The organism is Wenjunlia tyrosinilytica (genome assembly GCF_014646055.1).
In the GTDB taxonomy this organism is placed as follows: Bacteria; Actinomycetota; Actinomycetes; order Streptomycetales; family Streptomycetaceae; genus Wenjunlia; species Wenjunlia tyrosinilytica.
This window is the reverse complement of sequence record NZ_BMMS01000018.1, coordinates 116,310-136,514: the sequence shown is the minus strand read 5'-3', so window position 1 is coordinate 136,514 and position 20,205 is coordinate 116,310. Positions and strand designations below refer to the sequence as shown.

Here is a 20,205-nt window from a genome sequence, read left to right as displayed (position 1 = left end):
AACGCACGCTCCTAGGGCGTCGAGTGGGTCGTGGGGCGGGCGGTCAGGCCCCGGCGCCGGGGCGGACCTCGATGGCGACGTCGGTCAGCTCGTAGATGCGCAGGCCCGGCTTCCACAGGTCGGCGTCGGCGATCACGAGCACACGGCCGGCCTCCCGCCGGACCTCCTTGACGTGGACGTCGAAGCGCAGTTCCCGGTCGTGCCGCAGGATCTGCCCGCGGTACTTCCAGCCCATCTCGATGCCCTTGGCCAGGGCGAAGCGGGGGTCCTCGACACCGTCGGCGAGTCCCTGCTCCATGACGAACAGGCGCATCGCCTGGAGGATCGCCTCGACGCCGAGCGAGCCGGGCATCACCGGGTCGCGGTGGAAGTGGCAGTCGAAGTACCACTCGTCGGGCCGCACTTCGCGGTGGCCGTGCAGGTACCCGGCTCCGTGGCGTCCGCCGTCCTCGACGAGGTCGACGCGGTCCACGAGCGCGAAGTGCTCGCCGGGCAGGTGCAGGCGCCCGCCGGTGGGGTCGCTGAACGCCGGTGCGTCGACGGGCAGTTCGATGCGGCGCGTGCGGGCGGGGGCGGCACCGTTGTCCTGTGTCACCTGCTCGATCCACGGGGCGACGTACTGGCCGTTGTCCAGGCCGGCCTGGTTGGCCAGGGCGGCTTCGCTGAAGTACCCGAAGAGCGACTCTCCGACGTAGAAGACCTCGCCGTCGGCGGACAGTTCGTAGGAGAACTTCTGCAGGACGGCTCCGGAGACCGCGCTGGTCATCAGCAGCTTGGAGTGGTGCCGGATGGTCCTGCCGCGCAGGTCGATGTCCTTGACCAGGGTGGCCCGGCCGTCGAGGTTGCGGATGGAGTACTCGGTCTTCGGCTGCTTGAGCGTGGCGCCCAGGTAGTAGCCGAGCAGGATGGCGGCCTGGAGCGAGGTCTCCATGTAGACCGCGTTGGGCATGTGCGGGTGGGAGTTCTGCGTGTAGTACCAGGCGTCGGCCGGGGAGTCGTACTCGGTCACCATCTCCGAACCGGGGCTGAGGTCGCCGCGGGTGCCGGTCAGCGACATGATCCGGTCCACGAACTGGAAGTCGCCGTTGGGGATGTACGGGGCGCGGCTGTTGGCGTAGACGTCGAACTCCGGGCCCATGGCGGTGCCGAGGTCGCCCTTGGCGGCGTGCGCGAGGTGCAGCTCGTTGATCATGGCGGGCTCGCCGTCGCGGTTGCGGCGGCCGAGGAAGGCCGGGACGCCGCCCTGTCCGGGCCGGTAGGGCGTGCCGTCCTTCTCGCGGATCTGGATGCCGAAATTGCGCATCCGGATCACCGGCTTGTCGCCGAGGTGAACGAGGATGTCCGCGATCACGGAGGGCCTGGGGAGCATGGTGAGCTCCATGACCTCGACCTCGTACCGGATCTCCCGGTGGGCCGGGGTGATCTGGCCGCGGACCTGCACCTCGGTCCTGAGGCCGACGATGGTCTGGAACCTGGCGTCGGGCAGGACCAGGTGCATGCCCTGGTGGAGCAGGTAGGTCTGGAGGACCTGGACGGCGCCCTCGGCCACGAGCGATCCGGCGAGCACCGGGTCGTCGGGGAAGTGGCACTCGAAGTACCAGGCGTCGGGCTCGAGCCGCTTGCGCGCGGTGATGGCGCCGATGCCGCGCGGGCCTCCGGTGCGGTCGATGGTGATCTCGTCGACCATGCGCAGCCGGGAGTCGGGCAGCCGCAGCGCCGGGTTCATCCCCGGGTCCTGGGCGTGGTGGCGGCCGAAGACCTCGCCCGGGCGGCCCTGGGCGAGCAGGTCGAGTTCGGCGGCGGTGAGGTGGTTCCTGTCGGTGGCGGCGAGCGGCTTGAACCAGGTCTTGGTCAGCGCCGCCTTCTCCGCCTTCTCCTTCTCGGTGATGACGACGCCGAGCGGGGTGTCGAGCTCGGCCTGGGTGAAGAACCCGGCGCAGGCGTCCTGGAGTTCGAGGATCAGCTCGCCGTCGGCGTAGCAGAAGTAGCTGAAGAAGAACAGCGTGGTCTCGCCCTGGTGGACGAAGCGGTTGATGGAGATGTCGTAGCGCAGGGTCTGGCCGGTGCGGGGCAGGTCGCCGTGGAAGACCAGGGAGCTGTCGAGCAGGCGGTAGACGCGCTTGCCCTTGTTCTTGAAGTCGATGCCCAGGTAGCTGATGAGCAGCAGGTCGCACTGCCCGGCCTCGATCGCCACGGCCGGGGGCACTCCCCCGTCGACGGCGTACCAGGCGTCCTCGGGGACGTCGTACTCGGTGCGGATGAACGACGGCTTGTAAACGCCCGTTTCGCCCTCGAGTCCGGTGACCCGGGTGACGAAGTGGTAGGGCTCGGCGGGCAGGCGCACCCGCTTGCCGTAGCTGTCGATCTCGGCGAACTCGGCGCCGAAGATGTTGGCGATGCTGCCTGTGGCGAACTCCATCAGGTCGTCGTGGTCCCACACCACCCCGGGAGGCTTGGGCCGGGACGCCCCGGCGGCGGAAACGGGGGCGGGCGGTACGGGGGCGGGCGGTACGGGGGCGGACGGCGCCGGCGGCGCGGGGGGCACCTCGGCGGTCGGCGCGGCGGTCGGCGGGAGCGTCTGCACGGGCGGCAGCGCGGGGGCGGGCGGGGCCGCCTCGACCACGGTCTGGACGGAGAAGGTCAGCGGCTCGGGGGGCTCGCTGCGGAACGGGGCCCGCGCGGGCGGTGCGGCCAGCAGGGCCTCGGCGCGGGCGAGGGTGCTCTCCTGGAGGACACGCTGGGTCTCCATCACCACGGAGTGGGTGGCCACCATCTGCTGGCGCAGCTCACGGATGAGTTCGGCGGCCGCGTCGGCCGGGGTGGAGGCAGCGGGGGCGGATGTCGTCGGTGCGGGCTGGGACGCGGCTCGGGTGGGCCGGACGGCGGGGGCGGCGGCCGAGGCGGCGGCCTGGGCCGCTTGGTCGACGGCGGTTGCCCGGTCCGGTGCGGGCTCCGGCTCTGCCCAGGGCAGGAAGGAGATCGGCTCACCCTCGAAGGTGATCACCTCGGGCTCGGCGAGGGACGGATCAGCTGGCATGGGGACTGGCTCCTTGGGCGGGGCAGAGGTGACCGGCCGTTGGGATGAGGCGGGAACGGGTGCCGGCGGCGCGGCTGCCGCCGGGGCGGGCGGCTCGGAAGGGGCGGCCACCTCGGGGGGCGTGGCGGCGGCCACCTCGGCGGCGGCCGCCGAGGCACCCTCGGCAGCTACGGACGCGTTGGCAGCCACCAACGCGGCGCCCTTGGCGACGCCTTCGGGGATCGAGGCACCGCCCCCGACCGGGAAACGCGCCCGGACCGGACGCGAGGGGGCCGGCTCCGGCTCGCCGAGCAGGGCCGCCAGGTCCACCTCGACACCGTGGGCGACGAGCCGGGCGACCAGTTGGGCGATCGACTTGCTCGCCGCGACACCGCGACGGTCGACGGGAACGGCCACGTGGTCGGCGTCCCCGAGCGTGTCGTGCACCCACCGCGAGCAGGTGGCGCTGGGCCCGACCTCGATGAAGTAGCGGAACCCCCGCTCGTAGGCGGTGCGCACCAGGCGCGGGAAGTCGATCGTGCTGCGCAGGGTCTGGGCGATGCGGTCGGCGACGACGCGGCGGTCGAGCCCTTCCACGGGCCCGTAGTCGAAGGCGCTGAAGAGCTCGAGCCCGCCGGTGGAACCGGTCGGGTGGTCATTGAGCTCGGCCAGGCCCTCCACCTCGCCGTCGACGACCTCGCAGTGCATGACGGGGTTGACCGGGGAACGGGCCGACTTGACGCCCAACTCCTCGATGAGCGCCCGGCACTGGGCCGGGTCACCGGCCACGACGACCTCGCCCGGAGTGTTGACGTGGGTGAGGTGGACCCGCTCGTACCGGCCGACGGCCTCGGCGACACGCTCGGCGTCGCCGAGGACGACGAAGGTTCCCCAGACCGCCTCGTCCGGCGTCCGCTCCGGAAGGTCCCACAGCTCACGGACGGTACGCCGGGGGCCGCACAGCCGGTCGCGGAACAGCGGCGTGGCACTGATCCGGTCGTCCCGGCGGGCGGAGCGGTGCCAGCCGCCGGTGGCGAAGAGCATGCTGCTCTCCCCCAGGCTGTAGCCGAACGCTCCGTGCGCCCGGACCCCGAGGATCTCGCGGACCAGGTCGGTGTAGAGCATCGCGAAGCTCGTCCCGGTGGCCAGCATGAACGGCAGGTCCTCACCGAGCCGTGCCTCGAGCTCCATCAGGTCACGCCGCTTGGGCGTCTCGACGGTGCGCGGGTACAGATGCCCCGCCCGGAACATCCGGTCCGGCTCGTCGGCCTCGGCCTCGAAGCGGGACAGCAGCCCGGGGAAGGCGCGGAAGAGGTCCTGGCCGAGCCCCGGGTAGGAGTTGAACGCCCCCGGGTAGACCAGTGCCACCTTGCCGTCGGGGCCGATCGGGCGGGAGGTGTAGTAACTGCCCGCAGGCGTCGCCCACTCCTGGCCGGCCGCGTGCTTGGCGGCGAGGTCACGGGCGGCCAGCTCGACCTGCTGCCGCAGCTCGCCGGCGTCGCGGCCGACGAGCACCGCCCTCAGCGCGCTGCCCCCGAGGCGGGCCGCCGCCTGCCTGGCGAGGGTCAGCGGGTCGGCGCCGTCCGCGAGCAGGTCGCGGTGGCGGCCGATCTCGGCCAGCAGCCCGTCCAGGTCCTTGGCGCCGAGGGCCAGCAGCACCGGGCCCGCCGCGTCCTGCCAGGCGGTCTCCCGCTCGTCCGCGCGGATGCGGTCGGCCGAGAGCACGAGGTGGCCGTGGGCACCGCCGTTCCCGATGAAGCTGACGGCGGCGTGGCGGCGCGAGCGGTTGTCGCGGCGCAGCCATGGCCGGGAGGCGTCGGGGACGTAGAGGGCGGAGGCGGCGAACTCGTCCGCGAGCTCGGCCGCGGGGCGCTTCCAGCCGGGAACGCCCGGCAGGTAGCCGTGGTGCAGGCACAGCACGGTCCGGATGAGTCCGGCCATCGCGGCCGCGCCCTGGACGTCGCCGATCTGCGCCTTGGCGCTGCCGATGGCGACCTGACCGGCTCCGGCGGGGTACACCGAGGCGAGGGCCGTGAGTTCGGCGCTGTCCTGCTCGGCCGTGCCTCCCGCGTGCGCCTCCAGGTAGCCGATGTCACCGGCGCCGATCCCGGCGGCGGCCAGGGCCTCGCGGGCCGCGGCGGCGAGCGCCGCGGGGTCGGCCGCGGGGAGTTCGCCCCCGACCGGTTCGGCGTGGCGCACGGCCACGGACTCGAGCCGGGCGTATGCCCGACGGGAGGACCCTCCTGGGCGGGTCACGACGACCGCTCCGGCGCCCTCGCCGATCCTCCAGCCCCTGGTGCCCTCGCCGAAGCTGAGGCCGGGGCCCGCCACGGGCCCCTCCTCTCCCGCCCGCAGCAGCAGGCCCTCGGGGGAGGCGGCGAGGTCCACGGCCCCGACGAGCACCGCTTCGACGGACTCGTCGAGCAGCAGCATTCGGGCGACTTCGAGGGCCTCGGCGGTCCCGGCGCCGTCGGAGGAGACGGTGAACGACGGGCCGGTGAGGTTCCACAGCGAGGAGATACGGCTCGCCATGATGTTGCCGATGTAGCTGAGCACCTCGTTGGCGACGATCGGCTCGTGCACTCCCGTCCTGGCCGCGTCGGCGAGCGCCCGCGTCTGAGTCTGCGTCAACTCCAGCCCCGCCTTGGCGTACTGCTCGCGAAGGAAGGGAGCCAGGCTGTGGCGGGCCAGGTGCAGATGGGCACTGGGCTCGATCTCCATCGACACCACGACCGCGACGCGGCGCGGCTCGGGGGCCGCCCGGCCGGCGGGCACGGCCCGGCTGAACCCGGCGTCGTGCAGCGCCTCGTCGGCGACCCGGGACATGAGCGCGTGCTGGAGGTTGTAGTTGCGCAGGTCGGCCGGGGGGATCCTGGCGTCGATCGGGTCGACGTCCACGGCGTCGACGAACGCGCCTTCCGGGAGCGACTCCTGGGTGAGTCCCGCCTTCTCCAGGGAGCCGCCCGCCGTCTGCTCCAGGCCGCGCCAGCGGCGCTCGGGCAGCGGCCGGTAGGCGTCCGTGCCGTCGTGGACGGCTCGTTCGAAGTCCTTGACGGTCTCGAAGCGGCCGAAGTGGGCGCCGAGCCCGATGACGTCCAGGGCGGGCGGCACCGTGCGGCCGGTGCCGTCGGCGGCCTGTGTGTCCGGGGTGGCCGACCCGTCCTCGGCGGCCCTCGGCTCGGAGAGGACGACATGGGCGTTGGTGCCGCCGAAACCGAACGCGGAGACGGCGGCCCGGCGCGGACCCCGGCCCTCGGGCCACTCCCGCGCGGTGCGGACGAGGACGCCGTCGCCGACACTGCCGTTCTCGGAGGCGACCGGCCGGTCCACGCCCGTCGTCGGGGGGATTCTGCCGTTCCGCATCGCCAGGACGACCTTGAGCAGGCTGCTCAGCCCGGCGACGGTGAGGAGGTGCCCGATGTTGCCCTTGACCGACCCGAGCAGCGGCACCTTCCCGTGCTCGCCGAAGAACGCGGCGACGGACTCGGCCTCGGTGCGGTCGCCGATCGGTGTCCCGGTGGCGTGGCACTCCAGGTAGTCCACCTCGGCCGGGTCCACCCCCGCCTCGGCGTAGGCCAGTTCGTACGAGCGGTGCTGTCCGGCGGCGTTGGGCACCAGCAGATGGCGGCCCGCGCCGTCGTTGGACAGCCCGATGCCGTCGACGACCGCGTGGATCCGGTCGCCGTCGCGCAGGGCGTCCTCCAGCCGCCTGACCGCGACCATGCCCGCGCCCTGGCCGGTGATGATGCCGGCCGACCGGGCGTCGAACGGCTGGCTGAAGCCGTTCTCCGGGTAGGCGTGCAGGTCGGAGAAGGACAGATGGATCAACGTGGGGTCGGGGGCGCAGACACCGCCGGCCAGCACCAGCTCGGCGTGGCCCGCCGCGAGGTGCCCGCAGGCGAGTTTGAGCGCGTACAGGGCCGAGGAGCAGGCGGCGTCCAGGGCGTAGCGCGGACCGCCGAGGCCGAGGGCGGCGCCCGCGATCCGGGCGGGTCCGCCGCTGACGGCGGCGTTCTCGGCGAGGAGGGAGTCCCGGTCGAGCAACGCGCCCTCGGGGGTGGGGACTCCCGCCCGGCGCAGGCCGTCGAGGACGGCCTCGCGCACCAGGGGAAGGCTGATGTCGGCGGATGCGGGGGTGGGGAACGAGTAGTTGCCGAGGACCAGGCCGGTACGGGCGAGTGTGTCGGGACGGTCCGCGTAACCGCTGTCACGAAGGGCCTCACGGGCCACGTGCAGCGACCAGTGGAAGGCCCGGTCCAGTCGGGCGAGGCGGTCGGGGTCGATCCGGTACCCGGTCGGGTCGAAGTCGAAGCCGGTCACGAACCCGCCGCGCGAGCAGTAGATCCGGTGGTCCGGATCGGTGTCCCGGTCGTCGGGGGCCGGCCCGAAGACCTCTTCCCCGCCCTCCCGGCGGCTGTCCTCACCTGCGTGGATGTTGTCCCAGAACTCGGCCGGGGTGCCCGCCCCGGGGAAGAGGCAGGAGAGGCCGACGATTGCGTACTTGCTCATGCGAGCAGTGATCCCTCCGGGTGTTGACCGGTCCGGCCGGCGGTGGCCGTCCGCTGGGGACGGCCGACCGGCCGGACCGATCGGGGCAGTTGTGTCAGCTGCTCACGAACTTGGCGGCCAGCTGCGGGGTCGAGACCACGTTCACTCCGGTCAGGCGGGTGAGGACCCGTCCGTCCGGGGCGCACGCGGTGACCGTGAGAGAAGCGCTGGAGCCGCCCGCGGCCGTAACCGGTTCGACGACCACCAGGAACGGGGAGCCGTCCGGCAGGGCCTCGTGGAGCTCCGCCTTGGCCACGGACAGCGGCAGGGAGGCCGTGGAGCGGAACAGCTTCATCCACACCAGCGCGGCCTGGAGCAGCAGATCGGCGCTTCCGGGGGCGTAGAGCGCGCTGCCGAACGCCCCACCGGCCGGGCGGAGTTCGCTCAGGGAGCACTCCAGGACCAGCCGGTTCTCGTCCTCGGCCGACACCCGGCGCACACCGCGCAGGGCCTGACCGTGGAAGAGGGTGCCGTCGGTGTAGAAGCCGCCCGCGTCCCGTCCGCCGCCGAGGGCGGGGAGTCCGGCCACGGTCGGCCGTGCCGCCTCGAGCGCGGGGTCGGGGCCCAGGACGAGCCCGGCCGCGTAGCGCGGGCGGACGGCCCCCGAGCCGTCGATGGAGCGTATGACGACCTCGGTGGTGTCACTGCCCGCGGGAGTCGCCTCGAGCTGGAACCGGTGCTGCTCGGTTCCGTCGAAGAGGACGCCCTTGTGGACCGCGAAGTCCCGCACCTGGCGGACGATCCCACCGGTGACCCGCTCCACGGCGCCGATCGCCCAGCCGAGGGCGACCGCCGCCGGCAGGACCGGGACACCGCCCACGACATGGTCGGTGACGACCGGGTCGGCGGCCAGGTCCGTCAGCCGCCGTTCCAGGACGACGGCGGTGGGGCGGCCGGTCTCCCGCACCGACAGCGGTGTGGTCGGACCGAGAACGGTGACCACGTCGTCGCCGCGGTCGGCGGCGAACTGCTCGGTGAACATCCGGGTTCCGGTCGCGACCGGGATGAGCGTGATCCCGCGCTCCTCGAAGACCGCCTTGATCTGCGGGGAGACCATTCCGCTGTCCCAGGCGCCCCAGTTCAGCGAGCTGACCCTGGCCCTCGGGTGGAGCCGCTTGAAGCCCGACGCCCAGGCGTTGAGCATCTCGTTGGCCATGGCGTAGTCGGACTGGCCGTGGTTGCCGAAGAATCCGGCGACCGAGGAGAACAGCACCACGTGCTTGAGCCGGTCGGTGGGCAGGGCGGCCGCGACCGTGCGCAGCCCGGTGAGCTTGGGTGCGAAGACCCGCGCGATCTCCTCGGGCCTCTTCCCGGATATCAGCTGGTCGGCCAGGACTCCGGCGCCGTGCACGAGTCCGGTGACCCGGTCGGCGATGGGGGCCAGAGCCGTGGCCACGGAGGTGGCGTCGGTGATGTCCACCGCCAGGTACTCCGCCTGGCTGCCCGCGGCGCGGATCTCGGCGAGGGTCTGCTTGATCTCACGCTGTCCCACGACGTCGCGGTAGAGCCGCTCGACACGCTTGGGCGTGGGCTTCTCTCCACCGGACTTCAGCGCGGCCACGGCCGCCGCCTTCAGCGCCGCGGCGTCCTCGACGCCCAGGGCCCACGCGGGCTCCTCGCCAAGGGCGGTGCGGCCCAGCAGGAGCAGGCCGGGCCGGTACCGCCTGGCGAGGTCGACGACGCACCGCGCGGTGATCCCGCGGCCGCCACCGGTCACCACGAGCAGGTCCTCGGCGGTGAGTTCGGTGTCGGCGCCTGCCGCCGTCAGCGGCTTGTCGGCCAGGGTGAGGGTGACGCGGCGGCGGCCGTCGAGGCCCACCTGCGCGGGCTCGGCCGAGGCATCGTTGACCTCGTCCAGCAGGAGACCGGCGGCGGTCACCGTGTCCACGGTGGGCGCGAGGTCCACGGCCCGGCAGAACACCTCGGGGGCTTCCACGGCCAGGGTCTTGACCAGCCCGGTGAGGCCGCCGGCCGGGACCGCGTCCTCGTCCACCCCGGAGAGACCGAAGGTGCCGTCGAGACGGGTGACGGTGACGAAGGCGGAGCGGCCGGTCGCCGCGGCGGCGGTCAGCGGCTCGACCACGTGCTTGGCGAGCAGGAGGGCGTGGGCGGCTCGGTGGACGCCCTCGGCCCAGTCGGTGGCCGTCGTGGCGAAGCCGACGACCAGGCGCACCTGGTGGGCGAGAACCTCCTTGACCCGATCGGCCAGCTCGTCCGCGTCCCATGAGCCGAGAGCGGAGTCATCGGCGCCGTCCGCGCCGCGCCGGGCGGCACCGGGCAGGCGCAGCGTGTGCACACGCCATCCGGCCTCGGTCAGCCGTGCGGCGAGGGCCGGGGCGAGTTCACCGCCGTCGTCGAGGAGGAGCGCTGCGGAACCGGCCGGGTAGGCGTCGGCCAGCAGGTCCGGGGTGGGCAGTTCGGCGAGCGCCGCGTGGGCCCGGCCGAGCCGTCCGGCGGCAGCGTCCGCGACGGCCTGCTGGGCAGCAGCGTCCGCGTCGGCCTGCTGGGCTGGAGCGTCGGCCTGCGGGGCGCCTCCGGTCGCTGCCGCCATGAAGCCGACGATGTCGCCCAAGGTCCGCAGCTCACCGAGCTGTTCGGGACCCACCTCGGCATCACTGGGGAAACGCTCCTGGAGCACACCCATGATCTCGACCCGCTTGATCGAGTCGATCCCCAGATCAGCCTCCACATCCATACCCAGCTCAAGCATCTCCGCCGGATAGCCCGTCTTCTGCGCCACCACATCCAGCAACGCCCGCTCGACAGCCGACGAAGAGGGACCGGCCGGGGCAGCCGGGGCCGCCGAAGCAACGGGGGCGGCAGCGGAACCGCCGGACAGGTCGGCCATGAAGCCGACGATGTCGCCCAAAGTCCGCAGCTCACCGAGCTGTTCCGGACCCACCTCGGCATCACTGGGGAAACGCTCCTGGAGCACACCCATGATCTCGACCCGCTTGATCGAGTCGATCCCCAGATCAGCCTCCACATCCATACCCAGCTCAAGCATCTCCGCCGGATAGCCCGTCTTCTGCGCCACCACATCCAGCAACGCCTGCTCCACAGCCGCCGGGGAAACTCCTGCGGGGGCCGGGGTCTCGACCACGGGCGTGGGCTTCGGCGCCTCCACGACGGCCGCGGGCGCCGGGGTCTCCACGACCGGGGCGGGGGCCGGGGCCACCGGTATCTCGGCCACCGGGGCGGGCGGGGTCTCGGCCACCGGGGCGGGCGGGGTCTCGGCCACCGGGGCGGGCGGCAGCGCCGCGGGGGCGGGCTGGGCGACCGGGAGTGCGGCGGGCGGCTGCGCAGCCGCCGGGGCCACCGCCGGGGCGGCGGGAGCGGCAGGCGCCGCGGCCGGGGACGCCGCCGCGGCGGTGCGGCCGGTGCGGCCCAGCTCCAGTTCGGCGAGGTCGCGCAGGACCTCGTTGGCCTTGAGGTGGGTGCGGCCGATGGCCAGGCCGTGCTCCTTCACCGCGGAGACACCGGCGAAGACCTCGCCCAGGCGTCCCTCGGCCGCGGCCCGCTCCACCAGGCCGGCGAGGCGTTCGGCGCTGCGCAGCTGGCCGTTGAGGTAGTCGTCGTGCAGGGAGAGGTGGTCGGCCACGAGCTCGGTCAGGCGGGTGTCGCCCGCTGCCGGTGGCGGTGAGTTCTGGTCGCTGTCCATGTACGGGGTCTCCGTGGTCTCCAGGACGGGTCGCGTCGGCGGCGCGGCGGGCACGGGGGCCGCCACCGGGGCCGGGGGCTCCTGCGCCACCGGGGCGGGCGCGAGTACGGGCGCCGCCACGGGCTCCGGCGGCGCTGCCGGGGCGGGTGCGGGAGCGGCTGCGGGGGTCGGCGCGGGCGCGGCTGCGGCTGCGGCTGCGGGGGCGGCTACGGGGGCGGTGGGCAGGGTGACCTTGTAGCCGTTCTCAATGGCGTCGCGGTACGCGGCCTTCCTCGGCTCGGAGACGTAGTTGATGCCGTTGAGCATCACCGTCATCCCCTTGGCCGGTGCGGCCTCCGGCACCGGTGCGGTGTAGCGGTCCGCGGTGTCCAGCGGCAGTCCGAGGACCGCGAGCTGGGCCACGGCCTGCTTCAGCGCGGTGTCGGCGTCACGGTCGGGACCGGCGTCGAGCTGGACGGCGGTGTGCTCGCGGTCGCCGAGGATGCGGCGGACCAGCTGGGTGAGCACGCCCTTGGGGCCGAATTCCACGAAGGTGCGGTGGCCCGCCGCGTACATCTCCTCGACACGGTCGGCGAAGTGCACCGGGTTGATCAGCTGCTCCGTGATCACGCGCCGGTTGGCCTCCACGTCGGCGCCGTAGCTCGCGCCGGGGGTGTTGGCGTACACCGTGCCTCGCGGCTCGCGGATCTGCGCGGCCTCCACATGGGCGCGGAACGCCTCCACCGCGTGCCCGACGAAGGAGGTGTGGAACGCGGCCGAGACCGGCAGCCGGGTGGCCCGGACACCGGCTTCCTTCGCCGCGGCGACGAGCCGGTCCACCTCCTGTGTGGCGCCCCCGACGACGATCTGGTCGGCGGCGTTGCGGTTGCACACCACCAGGGCGGGGTGGGCGGCGAGCAGTTCGGCGACCTTCTCCTCCGGCGCGCTGACGGCGGCCATGGCGCCCGCGTCGAAGTCGGAGCCCGCGTCGAGGCCCGAGCCCGCGTTCGCGGGCGGCGCCATCGCCGCTCCTCGGGCGCGGGCGAGCGCGAAGTAGGCGTCGTCGTCGAGGGCTCCGGAGGCCCACAGCGCGGTGAGTTCACCGAAGCTGTGTCCGAGGAAGCCCTCGGCCTTGAAGCCGAGCTCCTCCAAGTACCGGAACTGGCCTGCCGACAGGGCGCCGATGGCGGGCTGGGCGTAGTCGGTGCGGCGCAGCGCCTCTTCCTGGGCGCCCTTGGCGGAGACGTCGAAGGCGGGCGGGGGGAACGCGACCCTGGACAGCGGCAGCGTCCCATCGAAGTGCCGGTTGGCCCGGTCGAAGGCGGCACGCAGCGGCGGCACCCCGAGCACGGCGGTGTGCCCGAGGTTGACGTACTGGCTGCCCTGCCCGGCGAAGAGCGCGGCGACCTTGCCGGTCTCGGCCGCGTCACGGCGGAAGTGGACGCCCTTGGGGTGCGACCACGAGCGGGCGTCGGGCCGGGAGCGCAGTTCGCCCAGGGCGAGTTCGCGCAAGCCGGCCAGCTCGGCCCCGGTGCGGGCGACGAAGGCGACACGGGCGTGGCCGGCGGGGACCGGTCCCCCGGTGGGCTCGGCCCCCTCGGCGAGAGCCCGTTCCAGTCCGGCCGTGTCCGGGGCGTGCCACAGGTGCACCTTGGCGACCGGGAACATGACCTTCAGGTCGTCGCCGTCGCCGTGCTCCTCCATCACGAAGTGGAAGTTGGTGCCGCCGAAGCCGAACGAGGAGATGGCGGCCCGCCTGCTGGGGCGCCGCGGGTCACGGATCCACGGGCGGCTGACGGTGTTGACGTAGAACGGGCTGTCCTCGAAGTCCACGGCGGGGTTGGGCTCGTCGACGTTGATCGTGGGCGGCAGCACCTTGTGGTGCAGGGCCAGCGCCAGCTTGATCATGCCTGCCGCTCCGGCGGCCGCCTTGGTGTGCCCTATCTGGGACTTGACGCTGCCGACGGCCGCGTAGCCCTTGCTCTCGGTGGCCTCGGAGACCACGGCGGACAGCGCGGACAGCTCGGTGGCGTCGCCGACCGCGGTGCCGGTGCCGTGCGCCTCGAACAGCTCGACGGTCTCGGGCGAGCAGTCCGCGTCCTCGTAGGCGCGGCGCAGCGCGACCATCTGCCCTTCCTTGCGGGGGGCGTAGATGGACTTGAACCGGCCGTCGCTGGAGGAGCCGATGCCCCGGATGACCGCGTAGACGCGGTTGCCGTCGCGCTCGGCGTCTGCGAGGCGGCGCAGCGCGAGCATGCCGATGCCCTCGCCGATGAGTGTGCCGTCGGCGTCCTTGTCGAACGGGCGGATGCGGCCGGCCTTGGAGAAGGCCGGGGTCTTGGAGAAGCACAGGTACATGAAGATCGTGTTCTCGGCGTCGCAGCCACCGGCGAGCATGGTGTCCGCCCGGCCCTCGAGCAGTTCGCTGACGGCCGTCTTCGTCGCCGCGAGCGAGCTCGCGCAGGCGGCGTCGATCGTCATATTGGTGCCGCCGAGGTCGAGGCGGTTGGCGATGCGCCCGGCGACGACGTTGCCGAGCATTCCGGGGAAGGAGTTCTCCTCCCAGGGGGCGAAGGCCAGCTTGAACTTCTCGGCGATCTCCTCGGCGTCGCGGTCGCTCAGCCCGCAACTGCGCACGACCTCCTTGAGCACGGGGGTCTGGAGGCGGGCGGACAGCGGCTGGGTGAGCTGGTTGGCACCGGTGACGCCGAGGACCACTCCAGTGCGGGACGGGTCGTACCAGGACTGGTCGGCGTGCGCGTCCTTGAGCAGGTCGCGGGCGACGACCAGGCTCAGGAGCTGGAGGACGTCGGTGACCTCCAGGGTGTTCGGCGGGAGGCCGAACTCCAGGGGGTTGAACGGGACCGGCGGGATGAAGCCGCCGCGCCTGGAGTACGTCTTGTCCGGCGCTGCGGGGTCGGGGTCGTAGTGCTCGGCCACATCCCAGTGGGTTGCGGGCACGTCCTCGATGCAGTCGGCGGCCGCGACGACGTTGCTCCAGAATTCACGCAGATCGCGGGAGTTGGGGTAGAGGGCCGACAGACCGACGATGGCTACGGGGTCTCTGGCGAGCCGACGATCGAGGTCGGAATCCTGCGAAGAGTTCACGGCGGGGCTCTCTCGGTCTGGGGGTTCAGCCGACTCGGTCTCGGCTGGCGGGGACTGTCGGTGGGCAGAACTCGGCAACGGAGTCGTCGGCCCGGGAATCGCCGCCCCGGGAATCGCCGACCGCGCGGTTGTCGACCGCAGGGTTGTCGACCGCGGGGTTGTCGACCGCGGGGTTGTCGACCGCGGGGTTGTCGACGACGCCGACCAGGCGCGCGATCATCTCGGCGGAGTCCTGGCGGGCGAGCATCGTGTAGTGGTCGCCCGGAGCGGTGTGCAGCTCCAGGCCGTGGGGGGCGAGTTCTTCCCAGCCGAGCGTGGGGTCTTCGGGGATGAGGCTGCCCTCGGCCTTGATCAGGACGATCGGCGCATGGGCGGGCCCGGGTCGGTAGGGGGCGGTGAGCCGGTTGTTGCGCAACAGCCCGTCGACATAGGTGTCGTAGAGCTTGCGCAGACCCGGCATCGGTGTGTCGGGGGAGAGCGCCCCCGCGGCGACCGCCGCGTCCAGGACCTGCAACAGGCCGTCCTCGGCGCTGTGTCCGGCCAAGCGGCTGGCGAACACCCGTATCCGGCGCTGCCGTTTGGCCCCGAGGTACATGGCGAACCAGCCGAGCAGTAGCGGTGGGTCGAGCGCTTCGTCGGGCTGCTGGTACGCCTGCGTCGGCGCGATGCTGTCGAGCAGCACCAGCCGCCGCGGCCGTCGGCCCTCGGACATCTGCCGGGCCATCTCCAGCGCCAGCACACCCCCGAACGACCAGCCGGCGAGTACATAGGGCCGTCCGTCGTGGACCGGGCCCTCCGGCAGCGCCTCGAACTCGGCCCGCAGCTTCGCCGCCAGCGCCTCGAGGGTGGTGTCCGCCCGGCCGCCCGCCAGCGCCGCGTCGAAGTACTCGGGGACCGCGCTGAGGTCGAGGACGGTCAGTCCGCTGCCCTCGGGAAGGGCGGCGGCCAAGGCCCGGTGCACATCGGCCGGCAGCGCCCCCGGGTGGACGAGGAAGACGGTGCGGCCACCGGGGGCGGCGGTCCTGAGGCGGCGGACGATCTGCGGGGCCGCGGGCTGTCTACGACGCGGCCGCACGCTGCTCGCTCTCCTCGGCGATGTACGCGGCCAGGTCCTTCGTGGTCGGGTGGTACCACAGCGCCGTGGTCCCGATCTCGAAGCCGAGCCAGCTCTCCAGCTCGCCCGCGAGGATGAGCGCTTCGGTGGAGTCGAGGTCGAACTCGTCGAAGTACTGCTCGGGCGAGACCTGGTCGCTGGAGACTCCGAGGCGGTGCGCGATCTTGTCGATCAGCCAGTCCTGGGCTTCCTTCGCCGTGACTGCTGCCATGGTCGTTCCTTTCGTGTCCTGGTGCGGTTTTCGGCATGGCTCGGCCGCGGATCCGGGTCTCCCCCGAATTCGTCTGCGAGGTGTTGTGCTCGGTAATTCCGCGGCGCGGAGGGATTCAGACGCTCCGGCGCCTCACTTCGCTACTGCCAGCCCATGGTGAAGGTCTCCGTGGAACAGGTCGGGAAGCCCGCTGCGGCGGGACGGATCATGGAGTGGCCCTTCCGTGATTCCGACGCCGGATCCGGTTCTCGAGGGATCCGATGTGATGAGCATGCGGCCGCCTCAAGGTCCTTTCCAGTGGCACGGGGTGTCAGGATCCGTCCTCGGCATAAGCCGTCCACCGCGATCGGGCGGGTGCGGGGGCTGGCCGCACGGAGGAGCCGGGAAGGCGGCTTCGCAGCCCAGGAGCACCGCCTCGCCCCCGAAGGCGGCGCGGTCGGCGATCGCCCTGCGGCACAGCGCGGTCGCGGTGTACTCGGCGGCCTCCAGCGAGGGGGCGAGGATGAACAGACCGAGAACGGGGTCCGTTCCGGTGCACGGGTGGGCGGTGACATGCTCGAGTCCGTCGCCCGGACACGCCGCTGACATGATGAGCGACGGGGCATCCGGTGACAATACCGCCCCGTCAGGAATCCTTACGTGGGCATGAATGAGGTACATGCACCGATCATCACCGGAACGGATAGGCAGGCCTCCCTTTCGGGGAGGGCTAATTTATGCAGCCGGTAAAACCGGCCAGGACCGGTGTCCGGATATAAAGAGCGGCCGGAAAACGCCTGCGGACGCTACCGTCCGCCCGCTGCCGAACGCGGTCCGGAACGCACCGCCGGCCGGGCCGGCGCGGCGCTCCTCGGCCTGGGCCTGGGGTCGAGCCAGCCGCGCTGGGCGGCGTAGGCTCCGGCCTGGAAGCGGCTGCGCGCGCCGAGGCGCTCCATCAGCTCCGCGGCGATGCGCCGGGCGGTCCTGGGGGCGACACCGAGGCGGTGGGCGGTCGCCTCGTCGGTCAGCCCCTGGGCGAGCAGGCGCAGGACCTCGGCCTGCTGAGGGGTGATACCGCGCTCGTCGCGCCTGGTGGTCCTGCCGAGCGGGGTGGCGTTGTGCCACACCATGTCGAACAGTCCGCACAGCGCGGCCACCGCCCCGTACATGTGCAGGACGGTGGCGGAGGGCTCGCCGTTGGCGCCCTCGTTGGAGACGATCGCGGTACGGCGGTCGAGGACGACCATGCGGACCGGCAGGGTGGGCCCGGTGCGGATCTCGCCGCCGAGCCGGGTGAGCCAGTCGGCATAGGCGATGGACGGCGGGTGGTTGCGCACACTGTCGAGGTACACGGTGCGCATCCGCACACCGCGGCGCAGCAGTTGCTCGTCCAGGGGCTTGGCGGCCTCGCGGTTCTCGGCGCTCTGGGCTCCGCCGGGGGCGAACGACATGACCTCGTTCTCCACCGCCCGGGTGAGGACGGAGAGCTTGGCGCGGATCTGGTCGAGGCCGGTCAACTGCTCGGCGCCCGCGTACCCCTTGACCTGGCGCAGCTCCGCGCATTCGGCGATCAGGCGCACAGCCGCGGCCCGCGACTGCTCGAACCTCTGCTGGTGGGCGGCGAGTTCGGCCTGCTGGCGGGCGAGGAGCATTTCCATGCCGACTTCCGGACGGATCGCCCGCATCTCGCCGGGCACGTCGTAGGAGGGCCGCAGCAGGGCGAGTTCGCTGAGTTTGTCGAGGGCGCCGCGGACCTCCTCCTCGGTCAGGCGCAGGCGGGCCGCGATGTCGGCGACGCCGCCCTCCTGGGTGGCGAGCATTTCGCGGTAGACGTTCTCGGCCACCGAGTCCAGGCCCAGCAATTCGAGCATTGCGCACTCCCCAACTCGACCGGGCGAGTTGCCACTCGACCGGCCGCACCCCCGGTCGGGCTGCCTTGACCAGCGCTTATTGTGACCTTGACGCTCGCTTCCGGCTCGAGCCCACGCGGACCCTGCGGGCCAGGACCGGGCGAAGACCCCCAAATGAGGCGCAAAGAGGGGCCGCCCTCCCCGTCCCGGTGAGGGCGGCCCCCTTCCCCGGTGCCGGGCCGCGGCAGGGACGGCAGTCCGGTCCCGGGGAAGCGGCGACTGCCTTGTGGATGTGGAGCAGTGAGCGGCGGGACGGCGTCCGATCGGCAGGACGCCCTGCCGCCCCCGGCCTGCGGCGAGCCGACCCTCCTGCCCACCGAGGGGGGAGTCCATGCCCCCTGCCCGCCGGCAGGCAAGCCCGGCCCCCTTGCCCGCCCGGAGGCAGGCCCCGCAACCCCTTGCCCGCCTGAGGGCGAGTCCACGCCCACTGGCCACACGGAGGCAGGCCCAGCACCCCTGCCCGCCCGGAAGCAACCCCCGCACCCCTGCCCGCCGGAGGACCAGTCCACGCCCACTGGCCACACGGAGGCAGGTCCGGCACCCCTGCCCGCCCGGAAGCAACCCCCGCACCCCTGCCCGCCGGAGGGCCAGTCCACGCCCACTGGCCACACGGAGGCAGGTCCGGCCCCCTGCCCGCCGGAGAGCGAGTCCACGCCTCCTGGCCACTCGGAGGCAGGTCCCGCACCCCTGCCCGCCGGAGAGCGAGGGAGACGTGGCCGGGCGACGACACCGCCGGTCTCCCGCACCCCTGCCCGCCGGAGGCAACCCCCGCACCCCTGCCCGCCGGAGGACCAGTCCACGCCCACTGGCCGCTCAGAGGCAGGTCCAGCCCCCTGCCCGCCCGGAAGCAACCCCCGCACCCCTGCCCGCCGGCAGGCAAGCCCGGCCCCGCATGCCCGCCCGGAGGCAGGTCCGGCACCCCTGCCCGCCGGAGAGCGAGGGAGGCGCGGCCGGGCGACGACACCGCCGGTCTCCCGCACCCCTGCCCGCCGGAGGCAACCCCCGCACCCCTGCTCGCCGGCAGGCAAGCCCTGGCCCCGTCTGCCCGCTAGGGAGGGTTCAGGCCACGGAGCCGACCCGGCGGGTCGGCGACCGGCCCTCGTGGTGGATGGGGCCCGTGCCGCGGGTCAGCGGCGCTCCGCTTCCCCCGCGGCGGTGGGCGACGATCTCCGCCCCGATGGACAGGGCGGTCTCCTCCGGCGTCCTGGCGCCGAGGTCGAGGCCGATCGGCGAGTGGAGCCTGGCCAGCTCGAACTCGGTGACCCCGGCCTCGCGCAGGCGGCCGAGCCGGTCCTCGTGGGTGCGCCGCGATCCCATCGCGCCCACGTACGCCACGGGCAGCCGCAGCGCGCGCTGGAGCAGCGGGATGTCGAACTTGGCGTCGTGCGTAAGCACGCACATCACCGTGCGGCCGTCCACCGCGGTGCCGTCGAGGTAGCGGTGGGGCCAGTCGACGACGACCTCGTCGGCGTCGGGGAAACGCGCGGGGGTGGCGAAGACCGGCCGGGCGTCGCAGACGGTGACGCGGTACCCGAGGAACTTGCCGACGCGCACCACCGCGGAGGCGAAGTCGATGGCGCCGAAGACCAGCATCCGCGGCGGGGGCACGCTCGATTCGACCAGCACCGACAGGGGCTCTCCGCAGCGGCTGCCGTCCGCGCCGATACGGATCAGCTCGGTGCGCCCGGCATCCAGCAGGGCCGCGGCCTCACCCGCGACCGACCGGTCGAGCCCGTCGTCCCCCAGGCTGCCCGAAGCCGAGGCACCCGAAGCCGAGACACCGGAAGCCGAAGTGCCGGGGGCCGAAGTATCGAGGGCCGAGGTGCCCGCGGCCGGGCCGCCGGAGCGCACCATGAGGGCGCGCCCCAGCAGCTCGTCGGGGCCCTCAACGATCCTGGCGACGGCCGCCGCCTGCCCCCGCGAGGCGGCGTCCACGGCGGAGGCGATCAGCGGGCGCCCGGCGCTGCGCGGCCGCACCGGCTGGACGAAGATGTCGATGACACCGCCGCAGGTCAGGCCCACGGCGAAGGCATCCTCGTCGCTGTACCCGAAGCGCTGGAGCACGCTGCGACCGGACTCCAGCGCCTCCTGGCACAGCTCGTACACCGCTGCCTCGACGCATCCGCCGGACACACTGCCGATCGCGGTGCCGGCGTCGTCCACGGCGAGCGCCGCCCCCGGCTGCCTGGGACCGCTGCCGCTGACGGCCACCACGGTGGCGACGGCGAAAGCGCGCCCCTGCTCGCACCACCGGTGCAACTCTTCGGCGATGTCCAGCATCGTGAGCTCCTTGTCCTTACCGATGGATGGAGGCTACTGATCGCTGCTTGACTCCCAGCCAGCTCTCGATCGGCCCGAGCGGGAACCGGACGAGCAAAACCTCGGACAGCACCCCCATGTGCGGGCCTGGTTCGCGCCATCCGCCCTGCGCCGCCTTGACGGCGACGTAGGCGATGACGCCCGCCGCGTTGCCCGCGGTGATCGAGTAGGTGAACGGCATGAGGACGAAGGTCGGGAAGACCGGGATCGACGCGGCCGGGTCCGGCCGGTCGATGTGACGGGCGCTCCCCATCATCATCGCTCCGATCACCCACGAGCGCGGCGGCTGCCACCCGGCTGGGGTGGATGACCTGGGCCAACGGGGTGGGGCCACTTCGATCCGTGCCACACCCGGGGCAG

Annotated in this window: 7 protein-coding genes and 1 pseudogene; all 8 read right to left on the bottom strand. The window is 73.1% G+C overall.

Going from position 1 to position 20,205, the window contains the following annotated elements; genetic code table 11:
* Nucleotides 1-43 precede the first annotated feature (43 nt).
* Nucleotides 44-7,525, bottom strand: a complete 7,482-nt coding sequence (locus IEY86_RS21090; RefSeq protein ID WP_189133348.1) for a beta-ketoacyl synthase N-terminal-like domain-containing protein — start codon at nucleotides 7,523-7,525, stop codon at nucleotides 44-46.
* Between the two features lie 94 nt (nucleotides 7,526-7,619).
* On the bottom strand, nucleotides 7,620-14,312 hold the full coding sequence (locus tag IEY86_RS21085; RefSeq protein WP_189133347.1) for a type I polyketide synthase: 6,693 nt from the start codon (nucleotides 14,310-14,312) through the stop codon (nucleotides 7,620-7,622).
* Between the two features lie 25 nt (nucleotides 14,313-14,337).
* Entirely contained in the window at nucleotides 14,338-15,387 is a 1,050-nt protein-coding gene (locus tag IEY86_RS21080) for an alpha/beta fold hydrolase (RefSeq protein ID WP_189133346.1), read from the bottom strand.
* Complete coding sequence (locus IEY86_RS21075; protein WP_189133345.1) at nucleotides 15,371-15,637, bottom strand: acyl carrier protein; 267 nt, start codon at nucleotides 15,635-15,637, stop codon at nucleotides 15,371-15,373. Before IEY86_RS21075 ends, IEY86_RS21080 begins: the two co-directional genes overlap by 17 nt.
* Before the next feature lie 282 nt (nucleotides 15,638-15,919).
* Nucleotides 15,920-16,225: a hypothetical protein gene (locus IEY86_RS21070; RefSeq protein ID WP_189133344.1), complete on the bottom strand. Its 306-nt coding sequence runs from the start codon at nucleotides 16,223-16,225 to the stop codon at nucleotides 15,920-15,922.
* Between the two features lie 197 nt (nucleotides 16,226-16,422).
* On the bottom strand, nucleotides 16,423-17,487 hold the full coding sequence (locus tag IEY86_RS21065) for a helix-turn-helix transcriptional regulator (RefSeq protein WP_189133343.1): 1,065 nt from the start codon (nucleotides 17,485-17,487) through the stop codon (nucleotides 16,423-16,425).
* A 1,098-nt stretch (nucleotides 17,488-18,585) separates the two neighbouring features.
* The gene (locus IEY86_RS21060; protein WP_189133342.1) at nucleotides 18,586-19,806 is read right to left on the bottom strand and encodes an XdhC family protein; all 1,221 of its coding nucleotides are present in this window, start codon (nucleotides 19,804-19,806) and stop codon (nucleotides 18,586-18,588) included.
* A 16-nt stretch (nucleotides 19,807-19,822) separates the two neighbouring features.
* A pseudogene (locus IEY86_RS21055) lies at nucleotides 19,823-20,171 on the bottom strand (NCS2 family permease); the annotation flags it as partial.
* Between the last annotated feature and the right edge of the window lie 34 nt (nucleotides 20,172-20,205).